General features: G+C 62.1%; 16 protein-coding genes. 10 read left to right on the top strand and 6 right to left on the bottom strand.

Going from position 1 to position 17577, the window contains the following annotated elements; translation table 11 throughout:
• Position 1 precedes the first annotated feature (1 nt).
• The 3 genes from SB753_RS27365 to SB753_RS27355 form a co-directional block, all read right to left on the bottom strand.
• Positions 2 to 1183 (bottom strand): ABC transporter ATP-binding protein, encoded by a 1182-nt coding sequence (locus SB753_RS27365; protein ID WP_410802833.1) that lies wholly within the window; start codon positions 1181 to 1183, stop codon positions 2 to 4.
• Between the two features lie 32 nt (positions 1184 to 1215).
• A complete protein-coding gene (locus tag SB753_RS27360; protein WP_408411036.1) occupies positions 1216 to 2379 on the bottom strand; it encodes an SRPBCC family protein in 1164 nt (387 codons plus the stop codon).
• A gap of 181 nt (positions 2380 to 2560) precedes the next feature.
• The gene (locus SB753_RS27355) at positions 2561 to 3487 is read right to left on the bottom strand and encodes a LysR family transcriptional regulator (protein ID WP_027779271.1); all 927 of its coding nucleotides are present in this window, start codon (positions 3485 to 3487) and stop codon (positions 2561 to 2563) included.
• 209 nt (positions 3488 to 3696) lie between these two features.
• Here SB753_RS27355 and SB753_RS27350 point away from each other — a divergent pair, with 209 nt between their 5' ends.
• From SB753_RS27350 to argE, 4 genes are read left to right on the top strand one after another with little or no spacing between them, the layout of a single operon-like run.
• Positions 3697 to 5061, top strand: a complete 1365-nt coding sequence (locus SB753_RS27350) for a flavin-containing monooxygenase (RefSeq protein WP_410802831.1) — start codon at positions 3697 to 3699, stop codon at positions 5059 to 5061.
• A 44-nt stretch (positions 5062 to 5105) separates the two neighbouring features.
• Positions 5106 to 5543 carry a RidA family protein gene (locus tag SB753_RS27345; RefSeq protein ID WP_006048278.1) on the top strand — a complete coding sequence of 146 codons (438 nt, stop codon included), beginning with the start codon at positions 5106 to 5108 and terminating at the stop codon, positions 5541 to 5543.
• A gap of 10 nt (positions 5544 to 5553) precedes the next feature.
• A complete protein-coding gene (locus SB753_RS27340) occupies positions 5554 to 6231 on the top strand; it encodes a DUF1028 domain-containing protein (protein ID WP_087752632.1) in 678 nt (225 codons plus the stop codon).
• Positions 6224 to 7387 carry an acetylornithine deacetylase gene (gene argE, locus SB753_RS27335; protein WP_410802829.1) on the top strand — a complete coding sequence of 388 codons (1164 nt, stop codon included), beginning with the start codon at positions 6224 to 6226 and terminating at the stop codon, positions 7385 to 7387. Before SB753_RS27340 ends, argE begins: the two co-directional genes overlap by 8 nt.
• 160 nt (positions 7388 to 7547) lie before the next feature.
• On the opposite strand, the gene SB753_RS27330 is transcribed toward argE, so the two are convergent.
• A complete protein-coding gene (locus SB753_RS27330; RefSeq protein WP_410802827.1) occupies positions 7548 to 8342 on the bottom strand; it encodes a CerR family C-terminal domain-containing protein in 795 nt (264 codons plus the stop codon).
• Between the two features lie 95 nt (positions 8343 to 8437).
• Between SB753_RS27330 and SB753_RS27325 the strand changes: the two genes are divergently transcribed.
• From SB753_RS27325 to dacB, 4 genes are all read left to right on the top strand, one after another.
• Entirely contained in the window at positions 8438 to 9580 is a 1143-nt protein-coding gene (locus SB753_RS27325; RefSeq protein ID WP_410802825.1) for an HlyD family secretion protein, read from the top strand.
• Positions 9558 to 11174, top strand: a complete 1617-nt coding sequence (locus SB753_RS27320; RefSeq protein ID WP_392395348.1) for an MDR family MFS transporter — start codon at positions 9558 to 9560, stop codon at positions 11172 to 11174. Before SB753_RS27325 ends, SB753_RS27320 begins: the two co-directional genes overlap by 23 nt.
• 16 nt (positions 11175 to 11190) lie before the next feature.
• Positions 11191 to 12666 carry an efflux transporter outer membrane subunit gene (locus tag SB753_RS27315; protein ID WP_410802823.1) on the top strand — a complete coding sequence of 492 codons (1476 nt, stop codon included), beginning with the start codon at positions 11191 to 11193 and terminating at the stop codon, positions 12664 to 12666.
• Between the two features lie 311 nt (positions 12667 to 12977).
• Positions 12978 to 14630: a D-alanyl-D-alanine carboxypeptidase/D-alanyl-D-alanine-endopeptidase gene (gene dacB / locus SB753_RS27310; RefSeq protein WP_410802821.1), complete on the top strand. Its 1653-nt coding sequence runs from the start codon at positions 12978 to 12980 to the stop codon at positions 14628 to 14630.
• A gap of 161 nt (positions 14631 to 14791) precedes the next feature.
• Here dacB and SB753_RS27305 read toward each other — a convergent pair whose 3' ends face one another.
• Both SB753_RS27305 and SB753_RS27300 read right to left on the bottom strand, forming a co-directional pair.
• Positions 14792 to 15307 carry a BLUF domain-containing protein gene (locus SB753_RS27305; protein ID WP_087752638.1) on the bottom strand — a complete coding sequence of 172 codons (516 nt, stop codon included), beginning with the start codon at positions 15305 to 15307 and terminating at the stop codon, positions 14792 to 14794.
• Between the two features lie 257 nt (positions 15308 to 15564).
• The gene (locus SB753_RS27300) at positions 15565 to 16188 is read right to left on the bottom strand and encodes a nitroreductase (RefSeq protein ID WP_288827473.1); all 624 of its coding nucleotides are present in this window, start codon (positions 16186 to 16188) and stop codon (positions 15565 to 15567) included.
• A gap of 303 nt (positions 16189 to 16491) precedes the next feature.
• Here SB753_RS27300 and SB753_RS27295 point away from each other — a divergent pair, with 303 nt between their 5' ends.
• Positions 16492 to 16725, top strand: coding sequence for an MbtH family protein (locus tag SB753_RS27295; protein WP_087752640.1), 234 nt, complete (start codon positions 16492 to 16494; stop codon positions 16723 to 16725).
• Positions 16726 to 16743: 18 nt separating this feature from the next.
• Complete coding sequence (locus SB753_RS27290) at positions 16744 to 17562, top strand: thioesterase II family protein (protein ID WP_410802819.1); 819 nt, start codon at positions 16744 to 16746, stop codon at positions 17560 to 17562.
• Positions 17563 to 17577 lie beyond the last annotated feature (15 nt).

Genomic DNA, 17577 nt, shown 5'->3' with positions numbered 1-17577 from the left:
GTCAGTTGGCTCCTGCTGGTGCGGTCGTGATTATGGAAGGTGAGGGCGGTGTGGTTACGTTGATTGCGGGCGTGCTTCGCGGCGCAGGTGCGGCGAGAATCTTGCAGTCGTCGTGGCGCCACGCGACGTCGATGGTGCTGCCGGGCGAGGGCAGCGCATGGCGCTGGGTGTTGGGCACTTTCACAACGATCGAATCGCGCGAGCCGAGCGTGAGATGTACACGGTGATGATCGCCGCAATACACCAGTTCGTCGACGCGCGCACGCACTACGTTGTCGTGTTCGGCGGCGAGCGTGCCTTCCGCGCTCGGGATATGCGCGCGTTCGGGGCGCAGCGCGAGCATCGCTTCGTCGCCGGCGCGCAGGCCTTCTTCGCAACGGCCGCGAATCATGCTGCCGTCCGAAAGCGCGAGCGTTGCCGAGCCGTCGTTTGTATTCGCCACGCGTCCGGTCAGTCCATTGTTCTCGCCGACGAAGTTGGCGACGAACGCATTCTGCGCATTTTCGTAAAGCTCGCTCGGTGTGGCGGCCTGCTGGATGCGGCCATCGGAAAACACGGCCACGCGGTTCGACATGGTCAGTGCCTCCGCCTGATCGTGCGTCACGTAGACGATCGTGAGCGACAGTTCGCGATGCAGGCGCATGATTTCGTATTGCATCGTTTCGCGCAGGCGCTTGTCGAGCGCACCGAGCGGCTCGTCCATCAGCACGACACTCGGCTCGAACACGAGCGCACGTGCGAGCGCGACGCGCTGCTGCTGTCCGCCGGAGAGTTGCGCAGGACGCCGGTTCGCCAGATGCGGAAGTTCGATCATGTCGAGCGCACGCTTCACACGCACCTTCTGCTCGGCGCGGCTCACGTGCCGCACGGAAAGCGGAAAGGCGACGTTCTCCGCGATCGTCAGATGCGGAAAGAGCGCGTAGTTCTGAAACACCATGCCGATGTCGCGCTGATGCGGCGGCTTGTCGTCGAGGCGGCGGCCGTCGAGGCGGATCTCGCCGTGAGTGGGCGTTTCGAATCCCGCGAGCATCATCAGCGTGGTTGTCTTGCCCGAGCCGGAGGGACCGAGCAGCGACAGAAATTCTCCCTTGCCCACCTCGAGATTCAAGTCATCGACGACATATTGGGCGCCGTCATACGATTTGCTCACGCGCGAGAGCGAAATGAAGGAAGGGTTTGACATCGTGATCGCGTCCTGTCGATGATGCGTCGTAATCAATGTGTACCGGGCTGCGTCGCGGCGATCTTGCTGGCTAGGTAGCGCGCGAAGTCATAGTTGGGGCGTTCGAGATGGCTCAAATGGCCCGGTTTCGCGAGCGGCGCGTGCACGCCGCGAAAGACCGCTTCCACGCCGCGTTTATCTTCGGCGTTCACGTCGTCCAGCAGTTTCTTCAGCGTCGCCATATGCGCGTTCGCTTCGGGGTCCGCGATGAACTCCGGCGCGAGCCCTCCGCCGAAGCGGATATGCACGTGCCCTACGCCCTGAGGTTGCAGCACGAGATACCAGAAGTAACCTGGGGTAAGCGTGACCAGATGCGTCGGGTAGATCGCGAGCAGCGCGGTGGTCTTGCGCCAATGCCCGGTAAGTCGCGTGTTCTCCGGATGCGCGTTGCCGATCGGCAAAGACGCTTCCTTCGTAATCCAGTGATAGTTGAACGCGGGATAACCCGGCGGGCATTCCATTTCTTCGAGCCGCGAATGCGGTCCGACCGTCGCGCGATGCAACATGGGCAGGTGATAGCTTTCCATGAAGTTTTCCGCGAGGATCTTCCAGTTCGTGTCCCACACGTGCTCTTCATAGAACGTTTCAATGTAGTCCGACATGCCGTATGCGCCGATCAGTTCGCCCAGATCGGCAAGCTGCTCGCGCACGGGTGGCGTGTTTTCGTCGAGCGTCACATAGAGCCAGCCTTGCCATTCTTCGCAACGCACTGCGGGCAGCCGGTAGCTTTCCTTGCAGAAGCCCTGTTGCCGGTCCATGAGCGGCGCGCCGTGCAATGCGCCGTCCAGTGAATAATTCCACGCGTGATACGGGCAGACGATGCGGCGCACGTTTCCGCGTCCTTCGAGCAATACCGACATGCGATGCAGGCACACGTTCGACATGGCCCTCAGTTGCATCTGTTCGTCGCGCAGAACCACAACGGGTTGCGCGCCGATGCGCGCGCTCAGGTAATCACCGGGGGCTTTCAGCGCGCTAGCGCGGCCGACGCATTGCCATTCCCGCGAGAAGATCGCGCGCTCTTCCAGCGCCAGAAATTCGGGCGACGTGTAGACACCGGGCGGCATTGAACGTGCATCGCCGAATGGCCGTTCGCAACCCGTCTGCAGCTTTTCAACCAGTGCATGCACTGCAGTCGTCGTTGGCAGGTCGGTCATGCGTCCCCCTCGATTCGTGACGGTCAGAGCGAGCCGGCGTAAAGCCTCGCGGCGTAGCGCTCAACATGGCCACCAATCTATCAAGCCAATTTGCAAGCCAAAATATTGTTTTCAGATACAAAGCAAAGGTTTTGTCTATGCAGCGAACGCAATCTGAAAGCAGTCGACCAACCGCGATGACTCATTCGTCTATATGCAGTCGCCGGATATAGTTCTCGCAGAACGAAGCAAAACGATGCACGACCTGGCGAGGCTTCATCGTGCGCGATTGTGCGATGCCTAGCATCGTTGCGTTGACGTTGTCTTTGAAGCGTTTAATGACGAACTCTTCGCCATCCACCGTGCGATTGGACTTGAGCGGAAAGTTAAGCAGGCTGTAGCCGAGACCGTTGGCCACCATGCCGCGCACGACCTCGGGCTGCGACGAGCGAAACGCCGGCACCGGCCGGCTGCCCACTGCGTCGAAGAGCGCGGCGAAGTACTCGCGGCTGTGCGGCAAGTCGAGCATCACATAAGGCTCGGGCAAAAGGTCGGCGAGCGATACCTTGCGCGCGCGGGCGAGCCGATGCGTGCGCGGCAGGATCGCATAAGGCGGCAGCGAAAGCAGCGGCGTGAAGGCGATGTCCTCGGTCAGGTCGAGGCTGTAGGTGAGGGCAATGTCGAGCGAGCCGTCGTGCAGGCCGCGTAGAAGGCCGTCCTGATGCGCCTCGACGGTGCGAAACGAAATGCCCGCGTGCTCGCCCGTGAAGCGGCTGATCAACCGCGGCATGAGCGGCGGCGCGAGCGAGACGAGGCAGCCGAGCGCAATCGCACCCGTCATGCCGCCGTCCATTTCCTTCGCGGTCGTTTGCAGTTCCTCCGCGATCTTCAGCAGATTGCGCGCCTGGCCGAGCAGATCGCGTCCGGCCTGCGTGAGCGAAAGACCGCTAGCGTGATGTCGTATGAAGAGTTGCACGCCGAACGAGACTTCGAGATCCGCAAGCGCCGTCGAGATCGACGGTTGCGAGATATGCAGGCGCTTTGCCGCCGCCGTGAAAGACAGCGCTTCCGCCGTGACGACGAAATAGCGCAACTGGCGCAATGAATAGCGCAACGGGTGACTTTCCATCGACGACGCTCCATCTTCAAGGTCTTCAACGAGCGGCATTGTGAGGCGGTCAAAAAGCGCTGCATAGGAAAAACCGATGCGCTGCATTTTTTTAATATGTTTTTCGGATTCGGAACGGGCGGGTAGATTTTGACGGGAGACGAACGGCCCGGGCGGCACACGCCGTCTGCAAGCATGATTCGCTATAGCCTCTTCTGAAGGACACAGTCATGACACTCGAAACAACGTCGATCGATACGCTGGTGGTCGGCGCCGGCCAGGCCGGCGTCGCGATGAGCGAACACCTGACGAGGCTCGGGGTGCCGCACCTCGTACTGGAGCGCGCCCGTATTGCCGAGCGCTGGCGTACCGGGCGCTGGGATTCGCTGGTTGCGAACGGTCCCGCATGGCACGATCGTTTCCCCAACCTGGAGTTCGCCGACGTTCACCCGGACGCTTTTGCGCCAAAGGAACAGGTCGCGGAATATTTCGTCGCATACGCAAAGAAGTTCGACGCGCCGATCCGCACTGGCGTGGAGGTGAAGCACGTCGTGCGTAATGCGGGACGTCCGGGCTTTACGGTCGAAACGTCGGAGGGCACGATCGAGGCTAATCGCGTGGTCGTTGCAACGGGACCTTTCCAGCGCCCCGTGATTCCGCCGATTGCTCCGCAAGACACGCGTCTCACGCAAATTCATTCCGCCGACTATCGCAACCCGGGGCAATTGCCTGAAGGAGGCGTGCTCGTGGTGGGCGCGGGATCGTCCGGCGTGCAGATCGCGGACGAGTTGCAGCGTGCAGGCAGGCGCGTTTATCTGTCGGTCGGTGCGCATGACCGTCCGCCGCGCGCTTATCGCGGTCGCGATTTTTGCTGGTGGCTCGGCGTGCTCGGCGAATGGGACGCGGAGGTCATGAAGCCGGGCAGGGAACACGTGACGATCGCAGTAAGCGGGTCGCGCGGCGGTCATACGGTGGACTTCCGGCGTCTCGCGCATCAGGGCATTACGCTCGTGGGTCTCACGAAGTCTTTCGACAATGGCGTCGCTGTCTTCGAAGACGATCTGGCGGCGAACATCGCGCGCGGCGACGAGAACTATCTGTCGCTGCTGGACGCGGCCGACGCGTATGCCGAGCGCAACGGTCTCGATCTTCCGCAAGAACCGGAGGCGCGCGCCATTCCCGCCGACCCCGAGTGCGTCACGCATCCGCTTCGCGAACTCGATCTGGCAGAAGCCGGCGTGACGTCGATTGTGTGGGCAACCGGTTATGCAGTCGATTTCGGCTGGTTGGACGTGAACGCGTTCGACGAAAAAGGTAAGCCGTCGCATCAGCGCGGCGTATCGAAGGAGCCGGGCATTTATTTTCTCGGACTGCCGTGGTTGTCGCGTCGCGGCTCTGCGTTTATCTGGGGCGTGTGGCACGACGCGAAGCACGTCGCCGATCACATCGTCACGCAGCGCAAATATCTGGCGTATTACGATGGACCGCAACCCGAGATAGCAAGCCGCGACGAAAGCCCAGCAGGTACTGACGCCGCCGACGGCTCGTCCGCCGGTTCAAAGGTTCATAAAGTAAGCGAAATGGGCGTGAATTGATTCACGCGTCTCCCCATCTTTCTCCCCATATAAATGGTGCACTCATGAGCCAACCCACGCATACCCGAATTCGCATGTTCAACACGAAGGACACATATCCGAACCAGACGCTCGACAACGACCTCTGTCAGGCCGTGCGCGCAGGCAATACGGTTTATGTACGCGGCCAGGTGGGGACCGATTTCGAAGGACGTCTGGTCGGCTTGGGCGATCCGCGCGCCCAGGCCGAGCAGGCCATGAAAAACCTCAAGCAATTGCTCGAAGAGGCGGGCAGCGACTTGTCTCACGTCGTCAAGACAACGACATATTTGACCGACGTCCGCTATCGCGAGCCTGTGTATCAGGAAGTCGGCAAGTGGCTGAAGGGCGTATTTCCGATTTCCACCGGCCTCGTCGTGGTTGCGCTCGGTCAGCCGCAATGGCTGATGGAGATCGACGTAATCGCCGTCATTCCAGACGGATGGACGCGGCCGCAAGCCTGAGGAGCGGGACATGACATTCTCCATTGTCGGACGCTGCGCGCAGTCGGGGCAGCTTGGGGTTGCAATCAGTTCGTCGAGCATTGCAGTGGGCGCCCGTTGTCCCTGGGTGCGTGCAGGCGTCGGCGTGGTCGCGACGCAAAACGTCACGCTGCCGGCACTGGGCCCGCAGATTCTCGATCTTCTCGAAAGCGGGCAATTCGATCCCGCCGCCGCGTTGGATCGTGCGCTAGGCGCAAGCGACTGGAGCGAATATCGTCAGGTGACGGTGGTCGATAGCCAGGGCCGCACGGCGTTTTTCAGCGGCAAGGAAGCGTTGGGCACGTATCACGCGGTTGCGGGCAAGCAATGCGTGGCAGCGGGCAATATGCTCGCAGGCGTCGAAGTGATCGAGGCAATGGTCCCTGCGTTCGAGCAGACCGCAGGCCCGCTTGCCGATCGACTCCTCGCGGCCATGCACGCGGCGATGGCCGCGGGCGGCGAGGCGGGGCCCGTGCATTCGGCGGCGCTCAGAATCGTGGGCGATGTGAGCTGGCCGATCGTCGACTTGCGTGTCGATTGGGCGGACGACGATCCCATCGGCCAACTCGATGGTTTGTGGCGCGCATATCAGCCGCAAATGCAGGACTATCTGACGCGCGCTTTGAATCCGACCGCCGCGCCGAGCTACGGGGTGCCCGGCAATGAGTGACAGGTCCAGCCGCGCGCTGCTCGCCACGTTGATCGGCTTTGCCACGGTCAGCCGCGAGTCGAATCTGGACATGATCGGGTTCATTCGAGATTACCTGGACGAACTGGGTGTGAAGAGCGAACTCTTCTACAACGCCGAGCGTACCAAGGCGAATCTGTTTGCGACGATCGGTCCGCACGAGCGGGGCGGCATTGTGCTGTCAGGCCATACCGACGTGGTGCCGGTCGAAGGACAGGCGTGGAGCGTCGACGCATTTCGTCTCACCGAACGTGACGGGAGGCTGTATGGTCGCGGGACGGCCGACATGAAGGGTTTCATCGCATCGGTGCTCGCGGCGGTGCCGGGCTTCGTCGAGCGCGATTTGAAGCTCCCGGTGCATCTCGCCTTTTCATACGACGAGGAAGTCGGATGCCTTGGCGTGCGGCCTATGCTCGCTGAACTTGAACGGCGTCCGCATAAGCCGGTGCTGTGTCTGATCGGCGAGCCGACCGAACTCAAGCCGGTGCTCGGACACAAGGGCAAACTGGCGATGCGTTGTCAGGTCAAGGGTGCGCCGCGCCATTCGGCCTACGCGCCATATGGTGTCAATGCCATTCAGTACGCGGCGCGCATGATCAGCCGTCTGGAAGAGATCGGCGATCATCTCGCGCAGCCCGAGTATCGCGACGAACGGTTCGATCCGCCGTTCTCGACCGTGCAGACGGGAGTGATCAAAGGCGGCCGTGCGCTGAACATCGTACCGGCAGAATGTGAGTTCGATTTCGAAGTCCGGGCGCTGCCGGGTTTCGACGCCGGTCAGGTAGCCGACGAGTTGCAAACGTACGCCGAAGCCGAGCTGCTTCCCAGAATGCGTGCCGTGAAGTCCGACGCCGATATCCGCTTCCAGTCGCTCTCTGCTTATCCCGCACTGGCTACGTCGCCTGACAGCGAAGCGGCGCGTCTTCTAACGTTGCTGACCGGTTCAAACGAGTTTGGCACCGTGGCGTTCGGCACCGAAGGCGGGCTCTTCGAGCAGGCGGGCATTCCCACAGTGGTCTGCGGACCAGGCAGTATGGACCAGGGGCATAAGCCAGATGAATTTCTGACCAGCGAGCAACTGAGCGATTGCGATGCAATGCTCGCCCGTCTGGCGGATTACCTTTCGGCTATGGATTGAAACGCACGCGCTGGCGACAGCGCGCGGTCGCGATTCAACCCTGGTTTCTGGCGCTGAAACCTCGGCCTCGGTTTACAGAGCACTCGCGGTGCTCGCCGCGTGATCGGCCGGTCCCTAGGCCGGCTCCCAGGCCGGCCCCGGCCGATACGCGGGCCGTGCTTCAGTTACCGTCGTCATCGCCTCGGGCCTGCTTGCGCGAACGCGGCGGTTTGCTCGCGGCTTTCGCACCTTTCGCATCTTTCACGTGCCGCGCGTCGCGTTCCCGGCTCCAGTGTTCGAGCAGTATTCGCGTTTGATCGCGTACCGTGGACTTCAACTGCTCCGCCTTCTCTGCATCCATGCTTTTCCAGCCGAGAACCGACAGCGTCGAGCGATGCGCGAGGTGAAAGACCACCAGCTGTCCATGCAGACTGAATGTGCGAATCTGCGTGACGGGGTCGTCGGAGGCTAGCCCGCAGATACGCGCGACCAGCGCGGCGCTCGCTTCGTTCAACGGCTGACGGATCCGGCACGCGAGAATCTGCGTGGCGCTCTCGGGCTCGTAGCCGGCCTGCTCGCGTGCAAAGAACATCCGCCGGCCCGGCTTGCTCGCTTTCGCGAACGCGCCGTCTGCCATGGCTTCCTGAATCCGGATGAAAGCGTCGATCAACACTTCGGTCCCGGCGTTTTCGCGCACCACGGCCTGTGCGTGTTCGATGGCCGGGCCGAAGGTTCTCCATGCATCGTCGGCCAGTGCTTCGACGCACGCGCGATACACCCCTTCCTTGTTCTCGAAGTAGTACTGCAGCGCGGGCGCGTTGACGCCGGCGCAAGCCGCGATCTCGCGGGTCGACGCGCCTTCGAATCCGTGTTCGCCAAACAGCTGGATCGCTGCTTCGATTATTCGCTGACGCGTCTCGTCACCGCGTGCGTAGCCGCCTTCGGGCGACCGACGCACTTTCTGTGCGGGGTTCATGCATTTCTCTCCATTACTTCCACACAAATATATCACTTGACACAATTCTATCGACTGGAATAATTCTGCCAACTGGAAATAATTGGACCATTGAGATGTCAACGACCGCAGATTCCCCGTCCCGTCCCCGACCCGCCGAAGAGTCGCCGCCGTCAGGCGTGCGCCGTCCGAGCCGGCGCACGGTGTTGATCGCGCTCGGCGTTGTCGCGCTCATTGCCGGAGGTATCTGGCTCGCGCGTTGGTGGACCGTAGGGCGCTTTATCGAGAGTACCGACGACGCCTATCTGCAGGCCGACAGCGTCACGGTCGCTCCCAAGGTGTCTGGCTATGTGACGGAAGTTTATGTCGCGGACAATCAGATGGTGAAGCCGGGCGATCCTCTCGTGCATCTCGACGCGCGCCAGAACCAGGTTGCGCTCGACCAGGCGCTCGCGACCATCGACGCACGCAAGGCGGACATAGAACGCGCGCAGGCCGACATCAAACAGCAGCAGTCCAATATTGCGCAGGCACAGGCGCAAGAGCGGGTGGCCCGCGTGAGTGCACAGCATGCGAGCGACGAAGTGCGGCGTTACGCGCCGCTCATCGCGACCGGCGCTGAAAGCAGTGAACGCATGGCCGAGCTGACCAGCACGCGCGACCAGGCGAATGCCACGCTTGCCGCAAACGCAGCCGCGGTCGACGCCGCACGTTCGCAGATCGGCTCTGCCACCGCGCAGCTTGCACAGGCGCGCGCGCAACTCGAAGCCGCCGAGGCAAGCGCACAACAGTCGCGGCTCGATCTCGAGAACACCATGGTGCGCAGTGCGCTCGGCGGCAAGGTAGGGGACCGCACCGTGCGCGTCGGCCAATACGTGCAGCCCGGCACGCGGATGCTGACGGTCGTTCCCGTACGAAGCACCTATTTGCTGGCCAATTTCAAGGAAACGCAGGTGGGCCGCATGCGGGTCGGCCAGCCCGTCGAAATGCATGTCGACGCGTTGCCTGGCCATACGCTGCACGGTGTGATCGACAGTTTCTCGCCGGGCACCGGCTCGCAGTTCGCATTGCTGCCGCCGGAGAATGCGACCGGCAACTTCACGAAGATTGTGCAGCGAGTGCCCGTGCGGATTCGTATCGATACGGGGGCCGAGACGCGCAGCGTATTGTTGCCAGGCCTGTCCGTCACGGTCGATGTCGACACGCGGTCTGCGCGTGAGCGCGATGCGCGGATCGATGCCGAGAACCGTCGTGGCTGACGCGACGCCGGCGACTGCGGCGCCTGCCGCACCACACGGGGAAGAGCGGGCGAGTGTCGGCGACTGGATCGCCGTCGCCGCCGGCGCGCTCGGCGCGTTGATGGCGACGCTCGACATCTCCATCACGAACTCCGCGCTGCCGCAGATTCAGGGCGAAATCGGCGCGACGGGAACGGAGGGTACGTGGATTTCCACCGGCTACCTGATGTCCGAGATCGTGATGATTCCGCTCGCGGCATGGCTCACACGCGTCTTCGGCCTGCGCAACTTCCTGCTCACCAACTCGGCGCTCTTCATTGCATTTTCGATGATGTGCGGCTGGTCGCACACGCTGCCCATGATGATCGCCGGCCGGATCGGCCAGGGCTTTACTGGCGGCGCGCTGATTCCTACCGCGCAGACCATCATCCGCACACGGCTGCCGCTTTCGCAGTTGCCGGTCGGCATGACGATGTTCGGCCTGATCGTGCTGCTCGGACCGCTGCTGGGGCCGGTGGTCGGCGGCTGGCTCGCGGAGAACGTCAGCTGGAGCTGGTGCTTCTTCATGAACCTGCCGATCTGCTTAGCGCTGATGACGCTGCTGATTGTCGGACTGCCGTCGGACAAGCCCCACTGGGAAGCTTTCTTCAAGGCGGATTGGCTCGGCATCGTCGGACTCGCGATCGGGCTCAGTTCGCTCACGGTGGTGCTCGAAGAAGGGCAGCGCGAACGCTGGTTCGAGTCGTCGACAATCGTCCTGCTCACCTGTGTATCGGTTTTCGGCATGCTCCTGATCGCAGCTTCGCAGATGACGGCAAAGAAGCCGATCGTGCGCCTCGGCCTGATGCGTAATCCTAACTATGCGAGCGTGATTGTGATCGTGTCGGCGGTCGGCGCTGCGCTTTATGGCGTGTCGTATCTGCTGCCGCAGTTTCTCGGCGTGGTGGCGGGCTATAACGCGGAGCAGTCGGGCGCGATCATGCTGCTCTCGGGGCTGCCGGCATTTCTGATCATGCCGGTGCTGCCGCGGCTGCTTGGCAAGTTCGATTTCCGTCTTCTCGTCATCACCGGGCTCGTGTTGTACGCGCTCAGCTGCATGCTCGACATCAGCCTGACGGCGCAAAGCGTCGGGCACGATTTCGTCTGGTCGCAACTGATACGCGGCACCGCACAGATGCTCGCAATGATGCCGCTCAATCAGGCCTCCATGGCTGCGGTGTCGCGCGAAGATTCCGGCGATGCCGCGGGACTCTACAACATGGCGCGCAATCTCGGCGGCTCGATCGGCCTTGCGATCATCGGCACCGTGATCGACCGGCGCACGACGTTTCATACGGCAATGATCCGTGAATCGGTGAGCGCGAATTCACTGATCGGTCAGGACAGCATTGCCGCCAATGCGGCGAACTGGTTCACCCATACCGGCGACATGGCGTACTCGCGAATGCGAGCGCTCGGCCAGCTCGGCGCGCAGATCCAGCAGCAGGCGATCGTGATGACCTATTCGGAAACTTTCTATCTGCTCGCCATCGCGCTCGTCGCCTGCATTCCTCTTGCGTTGCTTCTGAAGACGCCGCGCAGGAATGCGCCGGCGCCTCCGTCCGCTGGACACTAATGTTTTCTGATCTCACATGATGTTCAACCGTCCCTCGAGTTTCGCTCTCGCCGCCGCGGCGCTTCTGTTTTCGCTGTCTGTCTTGCCGGGCTGCACTGTCGGTCCCGACTATCACGGTGCACCGCCCGTTGCGCAGGATGCTCGCGGCGCAGCGTTCGTGCGCACGCCGGCGGCCGGCACGACCGCGGCACCGGCGCCTCGCGAGTGGTGGCTCGCACTGAACGACCCGCAACTGAACGATCTGATTGCCGCCGCGCTCGCACATAGCCCGGACGTGCATATTGCGCAGGCGCGCCTGCGTGAGTCGCGCGCGCAGCTGCAGTCGCAGCGCGCGGACGCTTTGCCGAAGCTTTCGGCCAACGCGGCTGCGCTGCGCACGCGCGAGCCCGATCTGAGTGCGCTCAGTTCGGCGGGTTCGTCCGGTGGCAGTTCGGGGTCATCGGGAAGGGGGCCGCTGCAACTTTACACGGCGGGTTTCGACGCCTCATGGGAAATCGACCTGTTCGGTGGCACCCGGCGCGCGATCGAAGCCGCATCGGCCAATGCTGAAGCGGTCGACGCTGATCTCGCAGATACCCAGGTCTCGCTTGCCGCGGAAGTGGCGCAAACGTACATCGATCTGCGCGACCAGCAAACGCGGCTTGAACTCGCGCGGCGCCAGGCGGACATCGAACAGAAAATGTTGACGCTAACGCGGCAGCGGCGTGAGCGCGGCACGGCTGCGGATATCGATGTCGAACGTCTGACCACGCAGGTCGAAAACACGCGCTCGACGCTGATTCCGCTCGACGCGCAAATGAGCGATTCGCTCGACCGCCTCGCGGTGTTGACCGGGCGCGTACCCGGCGCGCTGGATCAACAACTGGCGTCTGCCCGGCCGCTGCCGCCTATGCCTGCGACGGTGCCCATTGGCGATCCCTCCGCGATGTTGCAGCGCCGTCCGGACATTCGAGCTGCGGAGCGGCGGCTTGCATCGAGCAACGCGCAAATCGGCGAACACGTGGCGGACTTTTTCCCGAAAGTGACGTTGTTCGGCGATATCGGCTTCAGCGCGAGCGATCCGGGCCATCTCATACGCAAGAGCAACTTCAGCTGGATTACCGCACCCTATCTGCAATGGAATGCGTTCGATTTCGGACGCACGCTAGGCAGCGTACATGCGGCGGAGGCGTCGCGAGACGAAGCCGAGGCGCGTTACACGAAGGCTGTTCTCGGCGCGCTTCAGGACGCGAACTCTTCGTTGTCGCGCTATGGGCATCAGCGGGAGCATGTCGTGACGTTGCTGAAAGTGGAGACGTCCGCGACCCACTCTGCCGCGCTGATGCGGCAGCGCTACACGGCGGGTGTCGCGACGTTGATCGATTTGCTCGACACGCAGCGCCAGGAATTCAGCGCGCAGCAGAATGTCGTGGCAGGGCAGGCCGAGTTGCTGAAGGACTTCGTGTCGCTGCAGAAGAGTCTTGGCATTGGGTGGGAAGCGCCGCAGGGGTAGTCCGGTCGTGCGTTTGCGTGGCGGGTGCGAGCCTTCCGTAGTGGCGCACAGCGCGGGTCCTTATTGCGGTGCGTCACTTTTGCGCGGTGCGCTGCCTGGCTTCGCAGTTTGCGCACGAGCGGCAGCGACTCACGCACGGTATGGCCGGTTTTCTGGATTTTGGCTGCAAAAAGACGATCGCCCCCGCTATCGGCGGAATATAGTGGGCAGGGTTTTGGGTCTGTCGGCGCGAATACTCGCGGTCATCGGCGCGCAATGCGTCGACCCGAGCCATTCAGTTTGCAAAGACAGAACGAATCTGGAGGCCTGCGATGAACGCGACGATCGCGACAATGACGACGCTCCGTGGAGCGTGCGAACGCTGGACCGTGATTGCAGGTGCATTTTTGCTGGCCTCGTGCGGCGGGTCTATCGATTCGAATACGGCCGTGCCTGCATCCATCATGCAGGTAATGCAGAAGCCCGCCTATAAGAGTGCGAGCTGGTCCATGCTGGTGGTCGATCTCGAGTCCGGGCAAGTTATCTACGACCTCGACTCCAACTCGCAGATGTTCATTGCCTCGGTGCGTAAAGTTTTCTCGACCGGAAACGCGCTCAACGCGCTCGGCGCGCAACACAAGTTCGTCACGCCAGTCTATCGGCAGGGCAGCGTTGCTTCGAACGGCACGCTCAACGGCAATCTGATCCTGGTTGCGAGCGGAGATCTGACGATGGGCGGGCGCGCCAATCCCGATGGAACGATAGCGCTCACCGACTTCGACCATAACGAAGCGAACTCGCTCGGCAATGCAGTGCTGTCGGCGCCCGACCCGCTCGCGGGATACAACGCGCTGGCGGCGCAGGTGGCGGCTGCCGGCATCACCACGATCAACGGCAATGTCGTGATCGACGACCGTCTTTTCGAACCGTTCAACTTCCGCGGTGAGTTCGACGTGCGGCCGATCTTCGTCAATGACGACCTCGTCGACGTCACACTATCGCAGAGCGCCGAAGGCGCCGCTGTTCCATTCGACTGGCGGCCGAAGTCGGCGGCTTTCTCCGTGCAATCGACGCTGAAGACCGGCAGCGCGACGTCGACGCTCGCCATCGGGCTCGACCCCGAGCCGCCGCAATGCATCGGCGCGGCTAATTGTGTGGCCACTGTCAGCGGGACCGTGCCGGCGGGTTACGTGCCCATTCTGACCAACGCATATCCGCTGATCCGCACGTTCCGCGCGAGCGAGCCGTCGAACTACGCGCGCACGATCTTTATCGAAGCACTCGCGCGCTCGGGCGTAACGGTAACGGCTGCGCCCGTCGCGGCCAATCCTGTGCAGTTGCTGCCCGCGAAGGGCTCGTATTCGAGCGCGCAACAGGTGGCGCAACTGACATCGGCGCCGTATGCGCAGCACGTTCGATACGTCAACAAAATCAGCTACAACATTGGGGCCGACGTGACGCTGATGCAGTTCGGACTCGCGCACAACGGATCGACCACCATGGCCGGTTCGCTTGCCGCGGAACAGAGCGAACTGTCCACCGTGTTCAACATTTCGCCGGCTCAATATCATTTCATCGACGGCAGCGGCGGCGGCGAAACCACGGCCAACGGCAAAGCCGTCATTGCGATGCTGCGCGGTATGAGCGCGAAACCTGCTTTTACACCGTACTTCAATTCGATGCCGGTGCTCGGCGTGGACGGATCGCTCGCCACAGTCACAAACTTCGAAGCTGACTCTACATTGGCGGGAGCGAGAGGCCAGGTGCACGCGAAGACGGGCACGTACGTCGCCGAAAATCCGGCCGCGCCGGGCATGCCGCTGCTGAAAGGGCAGGCGCTCGCCGGCTATATAGATGCGAAAAGCGGCCGCCGCATCGTCTTCTTCCTGACGGTGAACAACGTGCCGATCACGGGCATTCCCGACGTGCTGACCGTGTTTCAGGACGAGGGCACGATCGCTGCCATGTTATGGAAAATGCAATGACGGCGCTTGTCAGGACTTCGCATAGACGATGCCAAGGGGCAACATAAAGGTCGGAATGGGCAGGAACTGCGCGCGCATGGATGTTCCTGCCGGCTCGCGCGAAGAAGATCTAGCATAGCGACGGCAGTGACGGGATCATCACCGATGCGACAAGGCGCCGTTCACTTCACGCTTCGTCGCAGCAGAACGTCGAACCGGCCTGCTACGAGATGCGATTCGCTCACTTCCGGCAGCGTTTTGGCAGCTTGCGTGATGCGCCAGACTTCCTCCAGAAGCGAGCGGTCCGTACCCGACCAGCTTGTCAGCACATTTTCGATGCGCTCGGAGCCGTGAATGTCACCGGTGAAATACCCCATCGACCACTCGGCAAAGTGCCTGTTTTCCAGCGAACCGATCGCGACAATCCGCATGTCGTAGTGACGGCTGTCATTGCCGATACGGCGCAAGCATTCCCTCACTGCTACCGGATCACCTTCGAGATACTGGACAAAATTACGGCCCGCGTGCACGAGAAAACCGGTTAGTGCATCCGCGCGATTGAGCACGCGAGATACCGACACAATCGATTCAACGTCCGATATGCCTACGCCCGACGCGACATTGCTGATGTACACCGCGCCGAACAAAGTTTCGTCCTGGTCCCGCGTTTCGAGACGTTTGGATTCGTCTGAGAACATAGGGACACCTCTGCAAAGTCGTTTCGCGTTTCCACTTTAGTACAGGGCCGGCTGTCTAAAATCGACCAACGTTAGTCGGCTGCGCCCATGCAGGCGGAAATTCACGGCACACGTTATGCGGTTGTCCGATTAGCGCAGGGTGACGCATGACTGACCGCGCCGCGTGTTTCAACGCGTGCTTAGAAATTGCGCTTGAGGTCGCGTCTCGCGCAGCTTCTAGTGAAGCGGGGCGGTCGGTTCAATCGCTGTCGACATTGTCAAACCGATGCACGTCCCAACCACTCACGCACGTACGGCGAATGCGGCGGCCTCACGGCCGAATGTTCACGTGATTTCGGTGTGCCAACAAATAAAAAACCCAGCACGCGCTCGGCCGGCTCGAAGTCGAGCGCGGCCTGGAGATTGGGGTCGTACGCATCGACGCCCGTCGCCCAGAAACCGCCGTAACCGAGCGCGTGAATTGCGTTGAGCATGTTCATGACCGCCGCGCCGACCGCGAGCAGTTGCTCCGATTCGGGAATGTGCGAATTGGGAACCGGCGCCGCGGCTATGACGATCACGAGCGGCGCCGTGTACGCGAGTTGCCGCCGTTGCTCGTGATCTGCGCGAGGCGTTGCCGGTTCGCGTCGCGCCGCGACATCGACGAGGACTTCGCCGAAATCGGCGCGCGCGTCGTCGCGAATCAGCGCGAAGCGCCAGGGGCGCAGTGCACCATGGTCCGGCGCTCGCATGGCCGCGTCGAAGATCAGACTTAGCTCGGTGTCACCGGGTCCCGGCTCGGCCAGCGGCCAGTGCGACTGGCGCGAGAGCAGCGTTTCGAAGAACGCTTGTTGTCGCGGCGAAACGGTGTCGTCGATCTGACGGATCTGAGAGGTATCCATGGCGGTGTAATTGAGTTTTCTATCGGATGGATGATGACGACAAACGCACGGTAATGCAAATGATTCCTATTTGCTTGTATGACGAATGAATTTGTTTTAAGCTGTGCCCTCCATTGCCCAGAGACAAAGAGGGTAGGGATGGACCTTGACACGCATCAAGGGCAACGAGTAAATTTAAATGCAAATGATTCGCATTTAATGCGTAGTGATTCAAAATTCTGCCGGGCAATCCGCCGCGCTTTTGCGAGGGCTGCCCGGCATGTTTGGCCGCAAGCCGACGTACAACTTCATTCAGGAGCCGCGATGAGCTGGGGTGACGAAAACACCAACTTCGTTGTCGTTGTAAATCACGAAGAGCAGTATTCGATCTGGCCTGACTACAAGGCGATTCCCGCCGGCTGGCGTGAAGCCGGCAAGTCGGGCAAGAAGGACGAATGCCTGCAATGGATCGACCAGGTCTGGACGGATATGCGTCCGCTGAGCTTGCGCGAGGCCATGGCCGGGAGCGCTGCGGCCGAAAGCGTACCCAATGCGTGATCAACGGGCGTCCAGCCGATGACCTCGTCGAATGGTTTGCCGCGTATGTCGGACCCGCTAATCCTCGTGTGTCTCGCGCATGCGGGCGGCAGCGTGGCGTTGTACCGGGACTGGCAGCCACGGTTGCCGTGGTTCGTGCAGGCGCGCATGCTCGAATTGCCCGGCCACGGCATGCGCCGGTCCGTATCGCCGCATACCGAATGGCCCGCGCTCATCGCGCAACTCGCAGATGAACTGCTCGCGCTGGTCGGCGGCGCTCCGTTTGCGTTGTTCGGACACAGCATGGGCTCGCTCGTCGCACTCGAATTGATACACGCGCTGCGCGAGCGCGGAGCGCGCGCTCCTGTCTGGTTCGGTGCGTCGGCAACCATCTCGCCAGCGCGTCGTAAGCACGAAACACACTGGCTGAACTGTTCGCAGAGCGAAATGATTGCTTGCTTGCGGGAGCGCGGCGGCACACCCGCCGAGCTGCTCGACGACGCGGAGTTCGTCGACTTCATGCTGCCGGTGCTGCGCGCCGATTTCCACCTGTGCGGCGTGCATCCGGCGCATATTGCGAGGCGCGCGATGCTGCCCGGAACGTCGAACACATCGGCCATGCTCGACTGTCCGATCGACGTGTTCATCGGCCGCGATGATCCCGCCACGGCAAACCGCGCGGATGTCGACGCCTGGGCAAACGAGACACGCGGCCCATGCGCAGTGCACTGGTTCGACGGCGGGCACTTCTTCATCGACACGGCTCGCGAAGCCGTACTCGCAGCCGTGGCCAAAGCGCTCTTTCTGCATGGACAGCCGGCGCAACGAGCGCAACCGGTGCGAGGCGTCGCGGCATGACGAACCCTTAGCGCG

Source organism: Paraburkholderia sp. SIMBA_053 (assembly GCF_046534895.1).
GTDB lineage: Bacteria > Pseudomonadota > Gammaproteobacteria > Burkholderiales > Burkholderiaceae > Paraburkholderia > Paraburkholderia caledonica.
Note: the sequence above shows the minus strand (reverse complement) of the source record. Positions and strands in the feature narration are given on the sequence as shown.

Coding starts and splice junctions, on each gene's coding strand:
- SB753_RS27365 (WP_410802833.1), bottom strand. CDS start 1,183: ATGTCAAACCCTTCCTTCATTTCGCTCTCGCGCGTGAGCAAATCGTAT.
- SB753_RS27360 (WP_408411036.1), bottom strand. CDS start 2,379: ATGACCGACCTGCCAACGACGACTGCAGTGCATGCACTGGTTGAAAAG.
- SB753_RS27355 (WP_027779271.1), bottom strand. CDS start 3,487: ATGGAAAGTCACCCGTTGCGCTATTCATTGCGCCAGTTGCGCTATTTC.
- SB753_RS27350 (WP_410802831.1), top strand. CDS start 3,697: ATGACACTCGAAACAACGTCGATCGATACGCTGGTGGTCGGCGCCGGC.
- SB753_RS27345 (WP_006048278.1), top strand. CDS start 5,106: ATGAGCCAACCCACGCATACCCGAATTCGCATGTTCAACACGAAGGAC.
- SB753_RS27340 (WP_087752632.1), top strand. CDS start 5,554: ATGACATTCTCCATTGTCGGACGCTGCGCGCAGTCGGGGCAGCTTGGG.
- argE (WP_410802829.1), top strand. CDS start 6,224: ATGAGTGACAGGTCCAGCCGCGCGCTGCTCGCCACGTTGATCGGCTTT.
- SB753_RS27330 (WP_410802827.1), bottom strand. CDS start 8,342: ATGAACCCCGCACAGAAAGTGCGTCGGTCGCCCGAAGGCGGCTACGCA.
- SB753_RS27325 (WP_410802825.1), top strand. CDS start 8,438: ATGTCAACGACCGCAGATTCCCCGTCCCGTCCCCGACCCGCCGAAGAG.
- SB753_RS27320 (WP_392395348.1), top strand. CDS start 9,558: ATGCCGAGAACCGTCGTGGCTGACGCGACGCCGGCGACTGCGGCGCCT.
- SB753_RS27315 (WP_410802823.1), top strand. CDS start 11,191: ATGATGTTCAACCGTCCCTCGAGTTTCGCTCTCGCCGCCGCGGCGCTT.
- dacB (WP_410802821.1), top strand. CDS start 12,978: ATGAACGCGACGATCGCGACAATGACGACGCTCCGTGGAGCGTGCGAA.
- SB753_RS27305 (WP_087752638.1), bottom strand. CDS start 15,307: ATGTTCTCAGACGAATCCAAACGTCTCGAAACGCGGGACCAGGACGAA.
- SB753_RS27300 (WP_288827473.1), bottom strand. CDS start 16,188: ATGGATACCTCTCAGATCCGTCAGATCGACGACACCGTTTCGCCGCGA.
- SB753_RS27295 (WP_087752640.1), top strand. CDS start 16,492: ATGAGCTGGGGTGACGAAAACACCAACTTCGTTGTCGTTGTAAATCAC.
- SB753_RS27290 (WP_410802819.1), top strand. CDS start 16,744: ATGACCTCGTCGAATGGTTTGCCGCGTATGTCGGACCCGCTAATCCTC.